The 19,711-nt window shown below is 41.6% G+C and carries 16 protein-coding genes; 12 read left to right on the top strand and 4 right to left on the bottom strand.

What is annotated here, in order from left to right; translation table 11 throughout:
* The first annotated feature begins 101 nt into the window (after nt 1–101).
* Nucleotides 102–1,505: a hypothetical protein gene (locus tag AAEY99_RS13185; protein WP_351010774.1), complete on the top strand. Its 1,404-nt coding sequence runs from the start codon at nt 102–104 to the stop codon at nt 1,503–1,505.
* Between the two features lie 136 nt (nt 1,506–1,641).
* On the top strand, nt 1,642–1,890 hold the full coding sequence (locus AAEY99_RS13180; protein WP_351010772.1) for a hypothetical protein: 249 nt from the start codon (nt 1,642–1,644) through the stop codon (nt 1,888–1,890).
* Between the two features lie 73 nt (nt 1,891–1,963).
* Here the strand turns inward: AAEY99_RS13180 and AAEY99_RS13175 are convergent, their stop codons facing one another.
* Nucleotides 1,964–5,554 (bottom strand): FG-GAP repeat domain-containing protein, encoded by a 3,591-nt coding sequence (locus tag AAEY99_RS13175; protein WP_351010770.1) that lies wholly within the window; start codon nt 5,552–5,554, stop codon nt 1,964–1,966.
* A 335-nt stretch (nt 5,555–5,889) separates the two neighbouring features.
* The gene (locus tag AAEY99_RS13170) at nt 5,890–7,092 is read right to left on the bottom strand and encodes an ammonium transporter (RefSeq protein ID WP_351010768.1); all 1,203 of its coding nucleotides are present in this window, start codon (nt 7,090–7,092) and stop codon (nt 5,890–5,892) included.
* Between the two features lie 414 nt (nt 7,093–7,506).
* Here AAEY99_RS13170 and AAEY99_RS13165 point away from each other — a divergent pair, with 414 nt between their 5' ends.
* From AAEY99_RS13165 to AAEY99_RS13155, 3 genes are all read left to right on the top strand, one after another.
* The gene (locus AAEY99_RS13165; protein WP_351010767.1) at nt 7,507–8,676 is read left to right on the top strand and encodes a lipid-transfer protein; all 1,170 of its coding nucleotides are present in this window, start codon (nt 7,507–7,509) and stop codon (nt 8,674–8,676) included.
* A gap of 218 nt (nt 8,677–8,894) precedes the next feature.
* Entirely contained in the window at nt 8,895–9,437 is a 543-nt protein-coding gene (locus tag AAEY99_RS13160) for a carboxymuconolactone decarboxylase family protein (RefSeq protein WP_351010766.1), read from the top strand.
* Between the two features lie 165 nt (nt 9,438–9,602).
* The gene (locus tag AAEY99_RS13155) at nt 9,603–10,250 is read left to right on the top strand and encodes a DsbA family oxidoreductase (protein ID WP_123777318.1); all 648 of its coding nucleotides are present in this window, start codon (nt 9,603–9,605) and stop codon (nt 10,248–10,250) included.
* A 49-nt stretch (nt 10,251–10,299) separates the two neighbouring features.
* Here the strand turns inward: AAEY99_RS13155 and AAEY99_RS13150 are convergent, their stop codons facing one another.
* A complete protein-coding gene (locus AAEY99_RS13150; RefSeq protein ID WP_351010764.1) occupies nt 10,300–12,645 on the bottom strand; it encodes an FdhF/YdeP family oxidoreductase in 2,346 nt (781 codons plus the stop codon).
* Nucleotides 12,638–13,453: a formate dehydrogenase accessory sulfurtransferase FdhD gene (fdhD, locus tag AAEY99_RS13145; RefSeq protein WP_162022385.1), complete on the bottom strand. Its 816-nt coding sequence runs from the start codon at nt 13,451–13,453 to the stop codon at nt 12,638–12,640. The genes AAEY99_RS13150 and fdhD overlap by 8 nt, the downstream gene beginning before the upstream one ends.
* A gap of 134 nt (nt 13,454–13,587) precedes the next feature.
* Here fdhD and AAEY99_RS13140 point away from each other — a divergent pair, with 134 nt between their 5' ends.
* The 7 genes from AAEY99_RS13140 (at nt 13,588) to AAEY99_RS13110 (ending at nt 19,706) form a co-directional block, all read left to right on the top strand.
* Entirely contained in the window at nt 13,588–14,487 is a 900-nt protein-coding gene (locus AAEY99_RS13140; RefSeq protein ID WP_351010763.1) for a LysR family transcriptional regulator, read from the top strand.
* A 338-nt stretch (nt 14,488–14,825) separates the two neighbouring features.
* Nucleotides 14,826–15,110: a cold adaptation protein ActJcold adaptation protein ActJ gene (gene atcJ / locus AAEY99_RS13135; RefSeq protein ID WP_059745623.1), complete on the top strand. Its 285-nt coding sequence runs from the start codon at nt 14,826–14,828 to the stop codon at nt 15,108–15,110.
* Nucleotides 15,111–15,117: 7 nt separating this feature from the next.
* Nucleotides 15,118–15,645, top strand: coding sequence for a cold adaptation protein AtcA (atcA, locus tag AAEY99_RS13130; RefSeq protein WP_011636233.1), 528 nt, complete (start codon nt 15,118–15,120; stop codon nt 15,643–15,645).
* Complete coding sequence (atcB, locus tag AAEY99_RS13125) at nt 15,642–16,397, top strand: cold adaptation protein AtcB (RefSeq protein ID WP_102037673.1); 756 nt, start codon at nt 15,642–15,644, stop codon at nt 16,395–16,397. The genes atcA and atcB overlap by 4 nt, the downstream gene beginning before the upstream one ends.
* Nucleotides 16,398–16,408: 11 nt before the next feature.
* Nucleotides 16,409–17,302: a cold adaptation protein AtcC gene (gene atcC / locus AAEY99_RS13120; protein ID WP_162022386.1), complete on the top strand. Its 894-nt coding sequence runs from the start codon at nt 16,409–16,411 to the stop codon at nt 17,300–17,302.
* Between the two features lie 504 nt (nt 17,303–17,806).
* On the top strand, nt 17,807–18,199 hold the full coding sequence (locus tag AAEY99_RS13115; RefSeq protein ID WP_351010760.1) for a VOC family protein: 393 nt from the start codon (nt 17,807–17,809) through the stop codon (nt 18,197–18,199).
* A gap of 277 nt (nt 18,200–18,476) precedes the next feature.
* Nucleotides 18,477–19,706, top strand: coding sequence for a dicarboxylate/amino acid:cation symporter (locus tag AAEY99_RS13110; RefSeq protein WP_351010759.1), 1,230 nt, complete (start codon nt 18,477–18,479; stop codon nt 19,704–19,706).
* Nucleotides 19,707–19,711: the final 5 nt, after the last annotated feature.

The raw sequence follows: 19,711 nt of genomic DNA, 5'->3' as shown, positions 1-19,711 counted from the left end.
AGTTTACAGTGAAGAGATTTATCTTTAGGTTAGTGAACAATGATAATGTTAACGTCTTGTAAAAAAACATATTCTTAATAATTAATATTCAAGGACGATAAATGAAACCTTCACTTTTTTTGCTCAGCTGTGCAATGTTAAGCCCTGCTATAAACGCCAATGAATTACCGCCAATTTTAGATTTTTACCCACTTTGTAGTCCACACACTATCGATACAGCCAATGATAAAATCGTCTACGATATTGACTCAGACATGCTGGAATCGTCTAGTGATGGCGTGTTGTCCCATCGTGATGCTTATATACAACAAGCCTTTGTGGAAATACAGCGCAAAGCTGCAGCAGCAGGAGCGGATGCGATTATTATTGATAAATTAAGTGTTGGCGGAATTGAGCGAAGTATTGACTTGCAAGATGACAGTAGCCGAGTTAAATCGATCACCAAGCAAATCCATGTGATTACCACTGCGCAATACGTTACCTTTTGTGACGATACACAACTGAGCAAAGATCCCACACCTTATAACAGTGAAGGTAAATCGGTTTCGTATACCCAAACCACAGTAAAGTTGACGATGCCAAACGAGGGGAATGTATTAAAGCAAGCGCAAAAACACCAAGCACCTGATGCGCTTATTACAACCGACAGCGCCTATGGCATACACATTGGTGACTCGGTTGATGTTTTACAACAAGCATTAGGTCCTCACAGTATTCAGTTGCAACTCGACAATGGTGCAACCGTTTATGGTTATGGGCGCAGTCTATGGTTTGTTGTTAAAGACAATCGTATCGAGATGATTACCCAGGATTTAGGATTGTTAAATGGCCATGGTCAAAACCAAATTGCCTTAAGTGAAAACTATGATGGCGATAATTGGGTGATTGCTAACCAAGTGCGTCAAGGTGATGGGCTTGCTAGCGTGAAAGCGCATTTAGCGCTTAAAAAGCAAGGTGATGTTTACAGTGTGGGAGATAAAAATAGCCGATTGATATTAACCTTTGAAGACTATAATGAAAGTCTAGATAATGCTGCTGTTTCTCGACTTAACAGCTTTGCAATTATGCCATTAACCGTCACTGATGATCATCACGTTAAGTTCGGTAACTTTGATAATATCGACATCGCAACATTGTTGACATTAGCATTTAAGCAAGCTTATACCTTGCAACCACAACAGCTCATCAACCAAATCCAATTGACAGACAACGGTCCAAAAGTGCTGGTGAATAGCAATGTATTATTGGGTTTTGATCGCCAAGGAGTCGTTAATTCAATTAAAATTACCGAGTCGATGTTTGGCACGCAAACGATGAGTGAATTTAATGCTGTGCTTGCTAATTATCAGTTGCCTACTATCAAATCTCAATTGTTTGAGCGATACCCAAACGCAGAAGATAATTTTGATAACATTATGCTGACAAAAGGGACGGTGATGTTGTCGATTAATTTTGATTCATACGATGACGATGCGCAGCTGATTGATTTTACGTTACGTTTTTAATCATCTTAGCGACTAGACCTGAGTGAGTGGTACAGTTACCAGCGCTATAGGCACCGATGGCATACAATATACCTTATTGAGGTTCAATGGGGTAAAGTAGCACCCAAGTTTTGATCTAAAGTTGTTGGGAATACAAATGAATATTGAAAATGATGTGATTGATAATTTAGCCGAATTAGAACGCTTTTTACTGTCGGTGGAAAAGGGCGGTTTAGGTTTGGAAGGTGTTGCTGGTGTGGGTATGGCAACTAGTCATGCTGACGGTCGTCATTTTGTTGCGGTATTTGGTGATAACCACAAGCTATTACTTGGCCGTTGGATTACCGCAGACATCTTCGAAAGTGGTCAAGATATGGTTAAAAATGGGCTTAAATCTAAGCACTGATGAACTAAATTGCTTGGCCTCAAAAAAGGCAGAATGAATATTCTGCCTTTTTTATTACACATTAAATTATTTGTTAATTAATCATATACATAGCTTTTTGGGTCGACAGCATTAACTGGGTACCATTACTGCTAGAGTATCGCGCTTTAAGCCCTTGCTCTGATGGTTTTCCAATTAAGCCAGGGCTTCGCCAGACGACATTACTGTTAGCGTCATGTTTTTCAATGTGGTAACTGACATCAGACTCACCGGCATAACCTTGACCTTTTTGGACAGTGACAAAATACCCTTGGTTATTACGGGTAGATTCATCGATAGCAATACCATAGATTGAACGATCGAATGCTTTTTTGCTTTTCTCAACAAGCACTAAGTTGTCTATTTCGTATGTATAGATATTACTGATGTTTTCATAATGATCACCTTCAATACAAATTAGTTCTTGTTGAAGGTCGGTGTCTTTGTTGAGTAACGTTAAATATTGGCAACGTTGATTGATAAAAGACTGCTCTGACAGAGAGTAAGTATTTAGCGTTAATACACTGACCGTATCTTTTCGGGCCACAATCACGGTGTTTTCATATATAACAAAGTCTGTGATATTGCTTTCAAAACTGTATTGCGCAATCAGACTTTGATCTTCAATATTGACAATTTTGAGTACTTTTTCATCGGCATAAATGGCATCTTCAAATCCATCTTGATTGATATCAAATGCCTTTATCACGCCAATATCAGATTGGCTGCTGATTGTAGATTGCCAATGGAAGCTATAATCAAATAATTGCATAACGCTCATGCGCCCATCGTAATATTCTGTTGTTGGCAGCAGTAAATCACCAAAACCGTCATGATTGTAATCAGTGGTGACGGCATGAAAGCTATTATCCCAATTGGACGATATTTGCTCACTCAATTGGTAAGAGCCATCTGCTGCCATTGTCAGGATTCGGCTTCCTTCATAACCGCTTGCTGTTTGCGGAACAAAGAATACGGCTTTTTCATCATTATCAGTAATAGTTGACCAACCAGCACTGCTAAAAGTATCTAATTGAATGGTGGGGGTTGATGGTTTGATGTTTATCGTATTAATGCCGAGATCTGCGACATGAAAACTGTCTGCCCCGGTGCTCATTGTGCCAGAGCCCCAATGAAGTTCGTCTTCGCCATCATTGTCTGAATCACCCACAGTTAACGAACTCACCCCTGTATATGGAATATATACAGACCATAACTCAGAGAGTGTATTAATATTTAAGTTATAAGCATGCAATTGTCCTGACTGACATTCACCAACCACTAACTCGTCGGCCTTATCATTATCCAAATTAATGGTACTGATGGAACAAGTATTAAAGACTTCTGTCGTCGCTAATTGCGATTTATTGACTGCAGAATAGACAGTGATAGCTCCCCAATTATTCGCGCCGGCAATTTCATTAACACCATCGTCGTTATAGTCACCGGCAGTTACGGCTCGGTCTCCAAATGGCGTGCTGTTAGCCCATTTATTTTGCCAACTCTGGGTATCGTAAACCAAGCCAGTATTTGTGATCAGTTCAAGGCCTGGTTGTAGGTCTACATTGGAAAAGATGACTTGTTGAGCACTAATATTGGTTGTAAACAGCGTTTCTGAAGGTGCTGACATACTGATAACACTGAGCATGGGTTCTGCATCGTAAGAAGTCAGCGCTCGAGAATGCAAATAAGCAATTTCTGGGACCCCGTCATTATCGATATCATCAATTGCAGCGCTGAAGATCGTATCATCTGTAGCTAATAATTCGTATGACAAGGCATTGAGATCGTTAATAACACTGATCCCGTGTGTTGTTATTACCACAATATCATCACGATTATCTTTGTTAGTATCAAAAACCAGAACTTGTTGAATTGTGCCTTGTGATGCCACTTTAAATGGATAAAGCCAGGTTTGCACATAACTACCATTTTGTTCGGTTAGAATGAACAGCCTGTTGTTATTATCTGTTGATATGACTTCATTAATACCATTGCCATCAAAATCACCCACCCACATAGATTTTTCGTAATAAGGAACCTCAATACCTGAACGAGCCAGTGGCATTGGCTTATCGGCATTCACATCAAGTGAAACCGTTGCTGATTCTAGAATGTTGCCATTTGAATCGGTCAGTGCAAAAACAAAATCGACACTTTGCTGTGGAAAAATATAGTCACTTCCTACATGCCACGTGACCAGACCTTGGCTGTCAATGGTTGCACCATTAGGGCCTGAAATTAAGGATCCAATTTTTGATGGATCAATATTGTCTGGGTCGGTGAGCAATGCGCTAAATTGCACGGTTTGTCCCGATTGAATGTTGCTTGGGAGATTAACCGCATTAAATTGTGACGGTGAGTCATTAATGGTAAAGAAAAAGTAATCACTTTCAACAGTGTTAATCCCATCGGAGACGACCATTACCACTTTTACTTCATCGCCGAAAACAGCAATATGAGCTGGTAGGATATTACTTGTTTGCCCTGCGACAGGTTGGCCATTAATGTACCAACGGTAACTGACAGTGAGTTGGTCATTGCTGTTATCTGGGTCGTAATAATACCCAGGCGACACAGTCAGTGGTGTAGTTGTATATAACTGATAATTATTTCCATAGGGCGCTGAAGCTTCTGGAGGTAATGACATCTTAGCCACATCAACAAGCTGTTTATTTGATAAATTACTGTCGATTAAGTCATAAATAGATGCAAAGTAAGTACCTACATCATCAATGCCATTGTTGTCTGTATCTTGAGTATATTTTACTGGACCATTCAAAAACTCCAGCGTAGACGAATTGGTGCCCTTAAATATGATCTTTCCTTGTTCTAAATTTCCATCTAAAGCATTGGTAGATATATTGAATTGACCAATCTTACTGTGAAAGTATGAACCTGAAATAACCCAACTAAACAGGTTATCCTTATACGATTGAGTTTGAGTTATCTGAACAAGTGCTTGAGTTTGGCCTGAGTAAGTATAAAGAAGATTGGTTTTGATACTATTGCTGTATTGGGAAGTATTAGGCGTTTCTTGACTATTAATTCCATAGGTGCCAGTGAGTGATGTTGTGAGATTACCTTCTTTCCAAGATAAATTATCAAAGTTAAAGCTAAAATTGTATTGGCTTTCTGTGGCAGTTTTTATTGAAAAAGCCATATTGCCGGTTACATTATTGCTATAACCATCACTACAATTATTGTAACTAATGGCAAGGTTACCCGTAAATTGAGTACTTAACTGACCTTTAAATTTGACACTGCCGGAGGTAGAGCATTGAGCAGTAAAATCCACTTTACCAGATTCGTTAACATTATAATCAAGCTCTTCTAAATGTAAGTTGGGCAGTAATATACCTTCTCCATTTATGACTTGTTTAAAGGCATGTTGGGTATTTGTTAGCGTCAATGTGGCCAATGATTTTGACCCCGTATAGCGTGCGATGATTAACTGCGCTGCAGCGTTTTCAAGTTCAATCGCATTATAATTATCGGCATTTTTAATGATATTAGATTGTGAGTTCGTGTTTGTTGAACCATCAGGTGTTTCTGAAGGAGAGTCTGATGAGTCTCCGCCACCGCCACAAGCAGAAAGGGAAAATAAAATCGCTAAGGCAAACGAAAGTTGGTTTTTGGTTAACATTTTTCATCCTTGTGACAATGCTATATAAGTGTGATTTTTATGTAAATTTATTGTTTATTTTTTGCGTATACTAGGATTTAGATATGATTTTTGCAATGTAAATTTATGCTTAAGTCAGTTATTTTATTAAGGCCAAAGACGCTGAATGATGGCCGCATACGTCTCCCTGATTAAGTGTTCATTTTGGGGTGTTTCGAATTGGCGATAAGGGTTTAATATTATTGATTTTAATGAATTTATTTATCTTTAATGAGCGAACATATTTCAGGACGGGACAAAGGAGACAAAAAAGGCAGAATGAAGATTCTGCCTTTTTTAATGGTTATCTTTTTTAACTACTTATCTGAATTGGTTGAACCAATTTTGTGAATCGCTAAATCCGCCCCAATAAATTCATCTTCTTGGCTTAAGCGTAAACTCGATAGCTTGTTAACTACGCCATACACAATCATACCGCCAACAATTGCCACTACAACACCAGCAACACTACCGATAAGTTGTGAAATAAAGCTGACTCCGCCAAGGCCTCCGAAAGCTTGCTGGCCAAAAATACCCGCTGCAATACCGCCCCACACACCGCATAAACCGTGTAGTGGCCATACACCTAGAACGTCGTCTATTCTGTTGCTGCGCTGTAATTTGGTGTATACGAAAACAAACAAACCTCCAGCGACACCGCCAACCACAAATGCGCCAACAGGATGCATTAAGTCAGAACCGGCACACACAGCCACTAAGCCAGCTAGTGGTCCGTTATGCATAAAACCAGGGTCATTCTTACCCACCACAAGGGCCACAACCGTACCGCCAACCATAGCCATTAAACTGTTTACCGCCACTAAGCCACTAATTCCATCGAGGGTTTGCGCTGACATAACGTTAAAGCCAAACCAACCGACAATCAGCACCCAAGAGCCTAGCGCTAGAAAGGGAATATTTGATGGCGCAAAAGCGATACCGGGTTTGCGGCCGCGTCGGGCACCTAATAAATAGATGGCGACTAATGCTAACCAACCGCCCATGGCATGCACTACAACGGAACCTGCAAAGTCATGGAATTGGGCGCCGAATTGGCTTTCTAACCAAGCTTGGAAGCCATAATTACCGTTCCACATAATCCCTTCAAATAGCGGGTATACGAAGGCAACAATCAAAGCTGAAGCCAATAAAAAAGGCCTAAAACTGCCGCGTTCAGCAATACCGCCAGATACAATGGCTGGAATGGCTGCTGCAAATGTGAGTAAGAAGAAAAATTTAACCAGTTGGTAACCATTATCAGTGGTTAAGCTTTCTGCGCTGACAAAAAAGTGATTGCCGTAAGCAATTTGATAACCAATGACAAAGTAGGCAATAGCGGAAAAAGCAAAGTCAGTTAGAATTTTCACCAAGGCATTGACTTGGTTTTTATGTCTCACTGTGCCCATTTCTAAAAATGCAAAGCCTGCGTGCATGGCTAACACCATAATTGCACCAAGTAAGATAAACAAGGTGTCTGCACTTTGTGCAATGACGCCAATAGCATCACTAATATTATTCATTTCAGTTCCCACAAAACGATTCTCTGTTGAAATTCATACTTTTATAAAGCAAAAGTCATTCCTAAACCGTTACTTGACTGGCATATTCATGAACCCATATGGTGCAAATAGCTGAAAATGTTGCTGAAATGATCCGTTAAATGTTCTACTTCGGTGCGTTTTTGTGTCAGTTCAATGCTCAATAGTGTCAGTAACGATTGATGCTTGGACTGATAATGTTTCATTTTGGTGCGCTATCGCTTTCATTTGGTGCGTTGTACTACAGGTAAATTAACTTTATGTTAACAGTTGTCATTAAGCTAATATTGTCCAATAACGAGGGCTTAAATACATCGGTTGTAAAGATCCCTATTCCAAATTATCAATAACTGATCCCCAATAACATCTCACTAGAAACAGCATTACGGGAGCAATATGACAGCAGTAAGAGTGGCAGGAGTGGGAATGATCCCATTTTGCAAACCAGGTAAGCATGAACCCTATCGTGTCATGGCGGCTAAAGCGATTAAGTTAGCATTAACCGATGCAGGGCTTGACGCCAAGTCAGTTGGCCAAGCATATGGTGCCTATATTTATGGCGACAGCACCTGCGCTCAGCATGCATTCTACGATGTAATTCAAAGCGGCATTCCAATTATCAATGTTAATAATAATTGTTCTAGTGGCTCGACTGCGTTATTTCTAGCGCGCCAGGCGGTATTGTCTGGACAAGTGGATTGTGCGTTAGCGTTTGGATTTGAAGAAATGCAACCAGGTGCATTGGGATCGCATTGGACCGACAGAGAAAGCCCTTTTGAGCGGATTGAGCCAGTGTTAAAGCAGTTTAATGCCCCGCAAGGTCCAATTGCATTACGGGCTTTTGGTGCTGCAGGTCGTTATTATATGGATAAGTATCATGTCGGTGCCGATATTTTTGCCAAGGTGGCCGAAAAGTCACGTCGTCATGCGCTACAAAATCCATACTCGATGTTTTCAACGCCATTAACGTATCAGCAAGTGCTTGATGATAAGTTAATTTACGATAATTATTTAACTCGGCTTATGGCTTGTCCTCCCACTTGTGGTGCCGCAGCGACCATCGTTTGCAGCGAACAGTTTGCCCGTCAAAACAGCATTACATCCAAGGTAAAGATTATTGCGCAGGCAATGGCAACTGATACCGAGCAGTCGTGGCAAGACCCAATTTATGCCGTCGGTAAGGGAATGAGCCAACAAGCGGCGCAGCAGGTTTATGATGATGCTGGTATCGACCCCAACGATATCGATGTAATAGAACTGCATGATTGTTTTACCCCAAATGAGGTGATCACTTATGAAGCATTAGGCTTATGTCCTGAAGGCGGCGCAGCTGAATTGATTGCCAATGGTGACAACACGTATGGTGGCAAATTTGTTATTGGGCCATCGGGTGGATTAATGTCGAAAGGACATCCAATTGGTGCCACTGGGCTGGCACAATGTACCGAGCTGACATGGCACTTACGTGGTCAAGCTGGCAACCGGCAAGTCGACAATGCCACATTAGCGCTGCAACATAATGTAGGTTTAGGTGGCGCGGTGGTGGTGACGTTATATGGCGTTTAGCTAACGGTTTGATTTCATGTTGCGCTACAGTGTCGTCGATGTATGAAGGCAATGTAGCGCAACAAGGTGGGCTGTTATTTTATTGTGTGATTTGAATGACGATAAATTATTTGAGCGATCACTCAAAATAAACTTGAGCGATTGTTCAAATTGGTTTATAGTGGACTCAATTCGAAACGAAACGCTCCTAAATTTATTTATCTAGAAGAGAGAATATTATGACTGCATTTACTATTCATACAGTAGACACCGCACCAGAAGGCAGCAAAGCTATGTTAGAGGGTGCTAAAAAACAAATGGGTATGGTTCCCAATCTATTTGGCGTTTTAGCAGAGTCTCCAAGCACGTTGCAAGCTTACCAACAGTTACATCAGGCCTTTTTAGACACATCATTTAACCCTGAAGAGCTAACGGTTGTATGGCAAACCATTAATGTTGAACACGAATGTGGTTACTGCGTACCAGCCCATACAGGTATTGCACATTCAATGAAAGTAGACCCAGCGTTAACTGAAGCACTACGTAATAAAGAGGCGATGCCAAACGCTAAATTACAAGCGTTACAAGATGCGACATTAAGTATCGTACGTAACCGCGGCAATATTTCTGAAGCAGAACTAGCAGCATTCTATGCCGCAGGTTATGGCCAACAGCAGGTATTAGAAATCATTTTAGGTCTGTCACAAAAAGTGATCAGTAACTATACCAACCATGTGGCAAAAACACCGGTTGATGATGCATTCAAAAAGTTTACTTGGTAATTTTTTACTAACATTTTACCGACATTTTTATCAAAGATTATCATTCACGATAAGTAGATTCATGTATGACTTCATAATACCAATGCCGCGTTATCGCAAATGGCATTGGTATTTTTTTATCACGTTACAGTGAAAAAGCGTACTTGAAGAGATGAGGACAGCCAAATGACAGCAAAGATTAAGCTCGATATTATTTCAGATGTAGTGTGCCCTTGGTGCATCGTCGGTTATAAACACTTAGAAGCAGCGATAAATGAACTTGGGCTGCAAGATCAAGTTGAGATTGAGTGGCAACCATTTGAACTTAACCCTAACATGCCTGCTGAAGGTGAAAATCTGCGTGAGCATTCAGCCAGAAAATACGGCACAACCCCAGAAGGTAGCGTTCGTGCACGGGCCAATATTGCTCAACAGGGGGCTGAACATGGCTTTATTTTTGACTATTTTGAACAGATGAAAATGGTTAACACTTTAGACGCTCATGTGTTGTTGGAATACGCGAAAGAGGTCGGTAAGCAAACGGAGCTTAAATTGCGTTTATTCAGCGCCTTTTTTAGCGAACATAAAGATATTTCAAACCGTGAGGTGTTGACCGCTGAGCTCACCGCAGTGGGTATTAATGCCGCAGAAGCCATGAGTTTACTTGATAACGCAGCAGTGGCTGAACAGGTTCGCGCCAAAGAAGCCCATTGGCAGCAACTCGGTATTTCGGGTGTGCCCACGGTCATTTTTAACCAATCGAGTGCATTAACTGGCGCGCATCCAGTTGAAGCATATAAACAAGTTTTGGCCGATTTAGTTGCCCAGCGCTAATGCGCTAGGGCTACATTGTTTGAGTATTGTTATCCCGAGTTTAGGTTACTTACACCTGAGCCACGCTAATCACCTGTTTGGTTGATGGAGTAATAACCACCGGGATTGATTTTGAGGTTGGGGTGTAAGAGCCAATTCCGACGCTGTTGATTGACACCAGTGGATTCGTCTCAGGGTAATAAGCAGCAATGTTACCGCGTGGAATGTCGTAATAAACCACGCTAAAGCCACAGACTTTGCGGACGATATTGTCGTTGGCAATAGACTGTATATCAATAAGTTGGTCTTCAAGCAGATTAAGCTGAACAGCATCTTGTTGGTTCATAAACAATACATTCCGCTTACCTTTAATACCGCGATATCGGTCGTCCATGCCATAAATAGTGGTGTTGTATTGGTCGTGAGATCGCAAACTTTGCAGTAAAAAAATAGGGTGTTGTTCGGCGGATGACGCAGTTGTTTGTGCGTTGCTTGAGCAATCTGCAATAACTGAATTTGGCAACTGACTAGGATTAAATTGAGCTAACTGGTTAGTGGTATTCCAAATAAGCTCAGCAGCGCTATTCCCCAGATAAAACCCGGCAGGTTGCTCGATACGTTGATTAAAGTCACTAAAGCCGTCGATGGTATTTTCGATAAGCTGACGAATTAGTGCATAGTCATCACGTAATGCCAGCCAATCTAGTTTATTTGCGGCATGGTTTGTTGAGTTGATCTGAGTCGAGCCGGAATGGTTAAATGTTGCATGAGCCATTTGAGCGACAATATCAATTTCAGATAAACATTGTTCAGAGGCGGGTTCGGTCATGCCTGTTGAAGCATGAACCATACTAAAGGTGTCTTCAACGGTGATTTTTTGAATGCCGCTTTGCTGCTTGTCTAATTCAGTGCGGCCTAAACAAGGTAAAATTAAGGCGTCGTGTGTTACTTGTAAGTGGCTGCGATTAAGCTTAGTGCTGATTTGAACATTGAGTTCAGCATTGCGCATTGCTTGGTATGTAAAATCAGTATCGGGCGCCGCAGCCGCGAGATTTCCACCTAAACAAATTAGCACCTTACTCTGTTTACTGTGCAGGGCTTTAAGGGCTTCGACCACATTGTGGCCCGCTTGCCGCGGTAAGCTGGTAGACAAATGCTGTTCTAAGCGGGTAATAAAAGCGGCAGACGGCTTTTCATTAATGCCCATTGTGCGGTTGCCTTGCACATTACTGTGGCCGCGAACAGGGCATAATCCGGCGCCTTTTTTACCTATTTGACCACATAGCAGATGCAGATTAACGACTTCACGAATAATGTCGACCGAATGCTTATGTTGAGTTAAGCCCATTGCCCAGCAACTGATCACGGTTTTGCTGTCACTGAACACGGTCGCGGCTTGAATAATCTCTGCTTTTGTCAGTCCAGATTGTTGTTCTATTTTATCCCAGCTAGTGTGTGTAACACTGTGTTGATAATCTTCAAAAAATGCACTGTGCTGCTGTATAAACTCATGGTCTATTTTATCTGGACGTTGTTCAATAATAAATTTAGCCATGCCTCGCGCAGCGGCCATATCGCCGCCTAATTTAGGGGTTAAATACAAATGGCTGATGGTAGTGGCTGCAGGAGTGAGCAATTCTATAGGACTTTGTGGACTGGCGAACTTTTCTAAGGCAACTTCTTTAAGATTATTGAAAGTGACAATTTTACCTCCTTGTTTGGCGGCCTTGCGCAGAGTATTCATCATTCTTGGGTGGTTGGTGCCAGGGTTTTGCCCAAACACAAAAATGGCTTCGGCGGCATCAAAATCTTCTAATACTACCGTGCCTTTACCTATTCCAATGGCGTTAATTAATGCGACACCGCTAGCTTCGTGGCACATGTTAGAGCAATCGGGAAAGTTATTGGTGCCATAAAGCCGGCCAAAGAGCTGGTAGAGATAGGAGGCTTCGTTACTGGCGCGTCCAGAAGTGTAAAATTCAACTTGGTCAGGGTTACTTAAACTGTTGAGCTTGGTGGCGATAATCGAAAATGCCTCAGGCCAGGTTACTGGTTCATAGTGATCGGTTATCGCATTAAAGCGCATTGGTTCGGTTAAACGCCCCTGATACTCTAACCAGTAGTCAGTCTGTTTTGTTAGTTGGCGTACCGAATGTTGAGCAAAAAAATCGCGGCCAACGCCTTTGCCTGTTGATTCCCATGCCACAGCTTTGGCGCCATTTTCGCAAAACTGAAATGCACCTTGCTTGTTATCACCCCATGCGCAACCCGGGCAATCGAAGCCATCAGTTTGATTAACACGGAGTAAGTTTTTAAGGTTTTGCTTGGTGTGTTGGCTGCGAAGTACATGAGTAAATGTGGCTTGCAGTGAAGGAAATCCGCCGGCTTTAGTTGGTTTTTGGTGATGACTAGACATGAATTTCTCCGATAGGGCTCAGCGATAGACGGTTAACATTAAAATGACAATCGTAACTGGAATAATAAATAGGCGCTGAAAACTTGGGTATGTGAATAATATTGAGGTTGTATTTTAGTGCTAGCTTTACTGCCAGTTGGCTTGGCGAAGCTAGACTAATAAGATTGTTAGCGCCAAAAAGAACCGCTTTATGGATCAATTCACTGCTACAACGACTGGTGATTAATAAGGTATTACATGATGTTTTTTGCGTCGCGGTTGTTTGCCTTATTAACATGCCGATAAGTTTATCGAGTGCATTATGACGGCCGATGTCTTCACGACAGGCGATAATGTCGCCTTGTGCTGTTAACGCTAAAGCCGCATGTATCGCACCACTTTGTTGAGCTTTTATTTGGCTGTCGGCAATACGTTGTTTTAAGGTTTCAAGGTTATTAATGTCAATGGGGCGTGTGACCGGAAGAATAGCTAATTGAGGCAGTGCATGTTCTATTGCTTCAACACCGCAGATACCGCAACCTGTTGCACCCACGAGCCGACGTTTTTTACTGTTTAAGGCCGACAGACAACGATTGGCGATAGTCACTTCAACCATAAAGCCGCTATCTGATGGCGTTATTTGAATGTCATGTATGTCATGATCGTGTTGGATAATGGCTTCGGCAAATAAAAAACCAATCGCAAAATCTTCAATATCATCAGGGGTGACCATCATCACAGCATAGTTAATCCCGTTAATATTAATGGCGGCAGCCGCTTCCTCTACCAGATGTTCAATGGGGGGCAACCATTTATATGAAGCATTCATGTGTATAGACTCAAAACCGGACGTGGATCACAGTTTAGGGGGCACTAATACACAAAGCCAATCAAACAAATTTATGCGGTGATAGTTTTTATCTATTAATATAGTGGAATTGATAGGGAGACTTTGAAGGGCGTATGAACCTGAGACAGTTACATTATTTTTATGAATTAGCGCAGTTTAAGCATTTTGCTAAAGCAGCCAAAGCTTGCCATATTACCCAGCCGACTTTGTCTGCCAGTATTACCGCGTTGGAAAAAAGCTTTGGTACCGAGCTAGTGGTGCGCGGCAGTCAGTTTGTTGCGTTAACCGATGCTGGACAGATTGTATTGCGCTATGCAGAAAAAATGCTGTTAGATCAAGCGGCGCTAAAACAAGAATTGAGTGTGTTTAGTGGGCCCTTAATCGGCTCTTTGCGGATTGGCATTGTGCCGCAGTCGAGTGTCGATATTATGCCGATAATTAAAGCATTCAACGAGCTGCATTCTAATATTGCCGTGACGCTTTTAGTGACCACCAATGAAAAGCTGATTGAGCAACTGACTTTGCATCAAATTGATATCGGTTTAGGGTTTGATGAAAACCTTACTGAGGCGAATCGTCGCACGTTTCATTTTTATCCGCAGATTGATAATGATATGGCGGTATTATCAACCCAAGCACTTGTTAATCAGCTCGACACTACTGCGCTAAGTGATAACCGATTAACCCTTAATAATTTGCAACGTTTACCATTGGTGTTGTTGAGCCAAAATATGCAGTTTAGGCAATACATTAATAATGCGATGGCAGAAACGGATTTACGCTTTAATGTGGTGTTAGAAACCGATTCGTTATTTCATCTAGTCAGCGCGGTAAAACACAATATTGGCTACGCGATTGTCAGCAGCGGTATTGCAAAATCAGCTCAGCAGTTATTCAATCTGCATTACCGACAACTGCAAGGTATCGAATCGGGTAATACGGTGTTTATTACCCGCAAATACAGTGTTTCACCTGCGATGCGCGAATTTGTGAGTCTGATTGAAATGGGGTAATTTTTGCAGGTGTTTTGCCGTTAAAGCATCATGCTAGCAAACTCAGATAGGCGTGGATATTGTTAATATCGCATCATTCAACTTGGCTGGTGGCATCTTAACGGCAGCAAAGATAACACCTGTTAATGACAACGCTGCTTTTTGGGTGTCATAGCTGTCATAAAATTACTGTCCTGAAATTGATGTCCTAAAATTGATGTCTTAAATGATTGCAACTTAACTTGGGTTTATGTTTGCTGCAAGCCTGTGATTGTTGATATAATAGCGGGCTAAAAAATTTATCTATTTACAGACTTTTTTATCTCGCAATCACTGCCACATCGCCTGCAGGAATAACTATGATTAACCACTTTAGCGTACTGGGCGTCAGAGCCAATGCCAAAGAAGATGACATAAAAAAAGCCTATAAACGTTTATCGAATAAGTACCATCCTGACAAATTACTTGGGGCGTCTGATGATGAAAAGCAACAAGCATCTGTCCAGCTCCAACGAGTCAAAAAAGCTTACGAAGTGTTGTCAGATAAAAAGCAGAGAAATGCTTTTATCAATGATTTTAACAACGTAATTGTTACCGATCCCACAGCCGCTATGCGCGAGTTGTGGGACGAATATTATTCCTGAGTATCCCATGGCTAAACATCTTAATATCTCACGCATTAATGAGCTAAAAAATAATGCCAATGACAATATAGAATCTTACAACGACCCTGATACGCCAAATGCACTGGCAAAGTTTACCAGCCAAATCAGAGAGATATTGTTGGCCGATCCTGGGATGCTAGATTCAGTCCCTGAATATTTACCTGTTGCACTTTATGAAAGAGTTAAGTTCTCGCCTGAGTCAAAGCGCCAATGGGCACATTGGATTAGCTTGAATATTCACCCAAGCTGGGATGAATTTAAAACGACGATTGCGTTTAACAACGCCGATCTACCTCTGGCGCTTGCGGTACGCAAATATAACGAAGATTTGCTCATTGAAAGTTGTGCCGTGGTGTATCTGTTAGAGACTCAGGGAGATACAGCGCCCAAGCCTGAGGAAGATGATTCTGATGGTCTTCATGAGCATGAACGTGATGAAAACGATGATGACGACACGGACTATGATAGCGATGAAGAAGGTTATTATGACCAATATGACGAGGATATCGAATGAACAGTCTCATTGAAATAACCGCAGCTGAAATACAAGAGCTGGCTAATGTTGAGCCTAAACAGGCCAGCAAGAGATTTGAATTGATTGCATCGTCGATGTCAGATGATCAGTTGGTTGAAGTTATCGAGAAAATGGATATCGTTACGTTGACACAAATTAACAGTCAGCATGATATTTCGTGTCCATCGATTATGTCTGAGTTAATGACTCCAGAACAGATCCGCGACATTGTTTGCCAGCAGCCGCTTTATTGGGAAGAAAAAATCAAAAGTAATGCCGAAGAGTTAATGCAGCATACTTTTGATTTTATGACTTATCTTATTCGAATCCAAGACAATGAAGAGAAACAAACCGCAATTTTAGAGTGTTTGGCTGAAGATCCTGCTGCGCTGTTTTATCTATCGATTCCGTTTATCGAGCTTATTTTAGGCGGTAGCAGCGGTGATGACGATGAGATAAACGACACTTTTGATGATGAAGCGGATGAAGAAACCGTGGGTTACTCAGATTGGCAAGCCGATGAAGAGGCTCACAGTCTTAGCATCGATGACCCTCGTAGTTTATTAGCATTGATCCGCGATCGAGCGCCTAATGTTGAAAAGGCGATTAAGAACATGCTGCGTAACACCGGCTCTGACTGGCAGTTAATTATCAGCCAGTTTGCCAGCGAGTTAGTGATACAGGCGAAAGAAAAGAACCAGGTCACCGACGAGTATGCTGAAGTTGATGACATGTTTAGCTTTCTTGATTAAGGGTTCTGCAAATGCAATTGGTATTACGTGACGAAAATCAGGGTCCCTATCTGAGTCGGGTGTTGGCTTATGGCCGAACCGAAGAATTGCTCAGTAATGAGCAATTGGGACAGATCAAAGCGAAAGCCATTTTGATGAGCCTTAAGTTCGCTGATAAGTTTTATAACAAGTATAAAATGCATTTGCTTGAAGAAGCCGCGCAAGATGTCATTGGCATTGTTAGCATTGGCTTAATGGCATTATCGGACCAAAGTCAGGCTAATGCTATACGGTTGCTACTGACTGATGACGGCGTAGTTAAGTCGTTCCAGAAGGGCTGGGGGATGCTTACTAAAGTTAGCCAACACAGGCTTCATGGTAAATCTGTTTATGGTGACGTAGATAAAGTATTGCTTGATCAAGTGTCGAGTCCACCTGATTGTGACGAATGGCAAGGCTGGGCTTACTACCAAGAAGCATTAGCTGAGCATAATCGCCAGCAATCTATTAATGCCTTATTGGCTCAGTTCTACATTGTCGGCACTTTTGATCCAATGGATTATATCAATCTAGAAAGTACTCTGGCAGAAGCCGTGTTATATCGGATATTTTTTGACGGTAAAAAAGTCCGTCAAGATCTTAAACGCCGCATGGCTCGTATAGAACTTAAAGATGAATGGTTTAACCTCGAATTTATCGAGCTACAAACTAAGGTGGCTTTGGCCGAGTTACCTAACGAGCTTGCTGATGCAATTCGTTTAGATTTAGGTAAGCATTTTAACGCAGCATTGTTGCGGACCCTGCATTTCTCTCGAAGTTATCAAGAGTTGGCCATTCAAAATGCCTCTCCTGAACGATTGGAGCGCCTGGAATACAAAGAAGGCTTAATTGGTCTACTTGGTTGGCCAATCTATATCGACATGTAGTTTAGCTTTAGGAAGCTTGCGAGTGAGCAAGCTTCCTTCATTTACTGATTATTACTGCCATTATTTACTTCCCTATTGCGCAGCACCATAAAATCTCTCGTTACCGTGATGTTGTACATTATATTTATACTCTGCTTTGAGTTAACAACGTTTTAATCCTATCTAATACCTATTTAAAATTACTTTTTTCAACTCAATCATTTCATATTGTATTTGTTACAAATACTGTTGCTTCCCTATTCAACACTGACTTAATGATTAACTTATTCATATAGCACAACATATGTGAGTTGCATCTTCTGCTATCCGATCGATACAAAGGTGTGGATAGTGTGGTGTCAATGGTATTAATGTTTACTGAAGAATTGTCTCGCTAATTGATTATCAAATAATTTTTGATAATGTTTAGCTTTTGTGGTGGTTCATTGGTAGTCATAATCCCAGTAATATAAGGCTTTGCTGATAAAGATCGTTAAAGTCGGCTATATTCTAAAAGGGCGTGGTATGAATATTCGCTTTGATCATTTGTCACTAAGTGCTAGAAATCCGCAAAAAATGAGCGATTTTCTCGTGGAGCTATTAGATTTAACCGTTGGTGATCGGCCTAATCTTGAGTTTTCTGGTTATTTTTTATTTGCCGGTGACAAAGATGTGATACATATTTTTGCTAACCAGCAGGCAGAGGTAAGCTATCAACTGTCGCAAAATGAGCAACCGCAAAATATTGTTCATCATGTGAGTTTTTTCAGTGATAACTATCAAGATGTCATGGCAAGAATTGCCAAACTGGGCCTGCGCTATTCTATGAGTGAAGTGCCGGGAAAGTCGGTTAAACAAATTTTTGTTCGCGGCCCTGAAGGGCTCATTATTGAAATCCAAGCGTTGCCGAACGGCTAGTGCGGTTTGTAGTTGTGTATAGTATTGGTTTTGTGTCATATTTATCATTAAGTTATGTTGTTAGTACGTCATTGTAGAGAGTGATGATCGACAGTGAAAATCGATAGCGGTTGTTGATAATCATTGTCGATAGTGATTGTCGATAGTGAAAATTGCTAGCATCTTGATAGGGTTAATTGTACATCTGCATTTTCTGTTAGTTGTTAACGCGTTAATCGTTCTTTGGGCCGAGTCTGCTGCCTATTCCATCTTTGTTTAATTATTCTTAGGATCCAATATGCTGAGTAGCTTACGTGCTTATCGTTCGTCCATTATTTTACTGAGTGCCTTACTGCTGGGCGGATTGTTTGGTGGGTTATTTCCTGAATGGGCTATCAAGCTTAAGCCTATTGGACAAATATTTCTCAATCTACTGTTTATGATCATCGTACCTTTGGTTGCTGTGAGTGTGATGTCATCTATTGCTCACATGACCGATTTAAAGAAATTAGGCGCGATACTGGTGTCTATTATGGCTGTGTCGATTGTCATGGCGATTATTCCGTCAGTGGGCGTAGTGTTGTTGGCATTAGCATATGATCCCGCGCAAGGGGTGACATTAGACTTAGCCAATACCGTTGATTCTGCCTCGGGTAGCATGGACTTTGTCAGCTTACTCACAACTAACGATTTTGTCGGACTACTCTCTAAATCAAACATATTAGCATTGATTATTATGTCGGTGATTGGCGGTGTGGCCATTGGTCAATCCGGTGAAGATGGCCAGAGAGTGGGGCGCATGCTAGACAGTTTAAATACCGTGATCATGAAAGTGATTTCGATATTAATGTATGTGGCTCCAATTGGGCTTGGTGCTTATTTTGCCGCGACTATGGCTAGTCAAGATACTGAATTAATGGGGACATTTGCTCGAGCTGTGGGGCTGTTTTTCGTGGCGATGGCTATTTACCTAACGTTAGGTTCGACGTTATATGCGTGGATTGGCGGTGGTGCACAAGGTGTGAAACGTTTTTGGCAACATATGCTTGAACCTGCTGTGACGGCATTAGGCACTAGCTCGTCGTTAGCGACGTTACCTGTGACTATTCGCAGTGCGGCTAAAATGGGCCTAAATGAGCAAATTGCCGAGATTAGCTTACCGTTACTAGTGAATCTCAATAAAGGCGGTGCAGCGGCTATTACCGCACTAAAAATCGTGTTTATTTATTCGTTATTAGGTCTCGATTTTACGACCGATGTATTTATGCTGACGATTTTGATTTCGGTATTATCGGCATTTATCATTGGCGGAGTACCGGGCGGAGCATTTTTAGGTGAAATCTTTATTGTGACCACTTTAGGTTTACCGATGGAAGTGATCCCTATTTTAGTGGTCATAGGGGCCATTACCGATGCGGCTTCAACGGTGGTTAATGTGGTGCATGATTTAACCGCAACGCAAATTATTGAGCGCATTAATGGTAAGCATTATATTGTGGCTGCGCCAGCGAGTCGCTTACAAGAGTAAGATTC

It is taken from the genome of Shewanella sp. S1-58-MNA-CIBAN-0166 (assembly GCF_040310085.1).
Classification (GTDB): Bacteria; Pseudomonadota; Gammaproteobacteria; order Enterobacterales; family Shewanellaceae; genus Shewanella.
Note: the sequence above shows the minus strand (reverse complement) of the source record. Positions and strands in the feature narration are given on the sequence as shown.

Bases quoted from the DNA above. Each gene is read 5' to 3' on its own strand.
- AAEY99_RS13155 (WP_123777318.1), top strand. From the start codon at position 9,603: ATGACAGCAAAGATTAAGCTCGATATTATTTCAGATGTAGTGTGCCCT.
- AAEY99_RS13150 (WP_351010764.1), bottom strand. From the start codon at position 12,645: ATGTCTAGTCATCACCAAAAACCAACTAAAGCCGGCGGATTTCCTTCA.
- fdhD (WP_162022385.1), bottom strand. From the start codon at position 13,453: ATGAATGCTTCATATAAATGGTTGCCCCCCATTGAACATCTGGTAGAG.
- AAEY99_RS13140 (WP_351010763.1), top strand. From the start codon at position 13,588: ATGAACCTGAGACAGTTACATTATTTTTATGAATTAGCGCAGTTTAAG.
- atcC (WP_162022386.1), top strand. From the start codon at position 16,409: ATGCAATTGGTATTACGTGACGAAAATCAGGGTCCCTATCTGAGTCGG.
- atcA (WP_011636233.1), top strand. From the start codon at position 15,118: ATGGCTAAACATCTTAATATCTCACGCATTAATGAGCTAAAAAATAAT.
- atcJ (WP_059745623.1), top strand. From the start codon at position 14,826: ATGATTAACCACTTTAGCGTACTGGGCGTCAGAGCCAATGCCAAAGAA.
- AAEY99_RS13175 (WP_351010770.1), bottom strand. From the start codon at position 5,554: ATGTTAACCAAAAACCAACTTTCGTTTGCCTTAGCGATTTTATTTTCC.
- atcB (WP_102037673.1), top strand. From the start codon at position 15,642: ATGAACAGTCTCATTGAAATAACCGCAGCTGAAATACAAGAGCTGGCT.
- AAEY99_RS13115 (WP_351010760.1), top strand. From the start codon at position 17,807: ATGAATATTCGCTTTGATCATTTGTCACTAAGTGCTAGAAATCCGCAA.
- AAEY99_RS13110 (WP_351010759.1), top strand. From the start codon at position 18,477: ATGCTGAGTAGCTTACGTGCTTATCGTTCGTCCATTATTTTACTGAGT.
- AAEY99_RS13180 (WP_351010772.1), top strand. From the start codon at position 1,642: ATGAATATTGAAAATGATGTGATTGATAATTTAGCCGAATTAGAACGC.
- AAEY99_RS13165 (WP_351010767.1), top strand. From the start codon at position 7,507: ATGACAGCAGTAAGAGTGGCAGGAGTGGGAATGATCCCATTTTGCAAA.
- AAEY99_RS13185 (WP_351010774.1), top strand. From the start codon at position 102: ATGAAACCTTCACTTTTTTTGCTCAGCTGTGCAATGTTAAGCCCTGCT.
- AAEY99_RS13160 (WP_351010766.1), top strand. From the start codon at position 8,895: ATGACTGCATTTACTATTCATACAGTAGACACCGCACCAGAAGGCAGC.
- AAEY99_RS13170 (WP_351010768.1), bottom strand. From the start codon at position 7,092: ATGAATAATATTAGTGATGCTATTGGCGTCATTGCACAAAGTGCAGAC.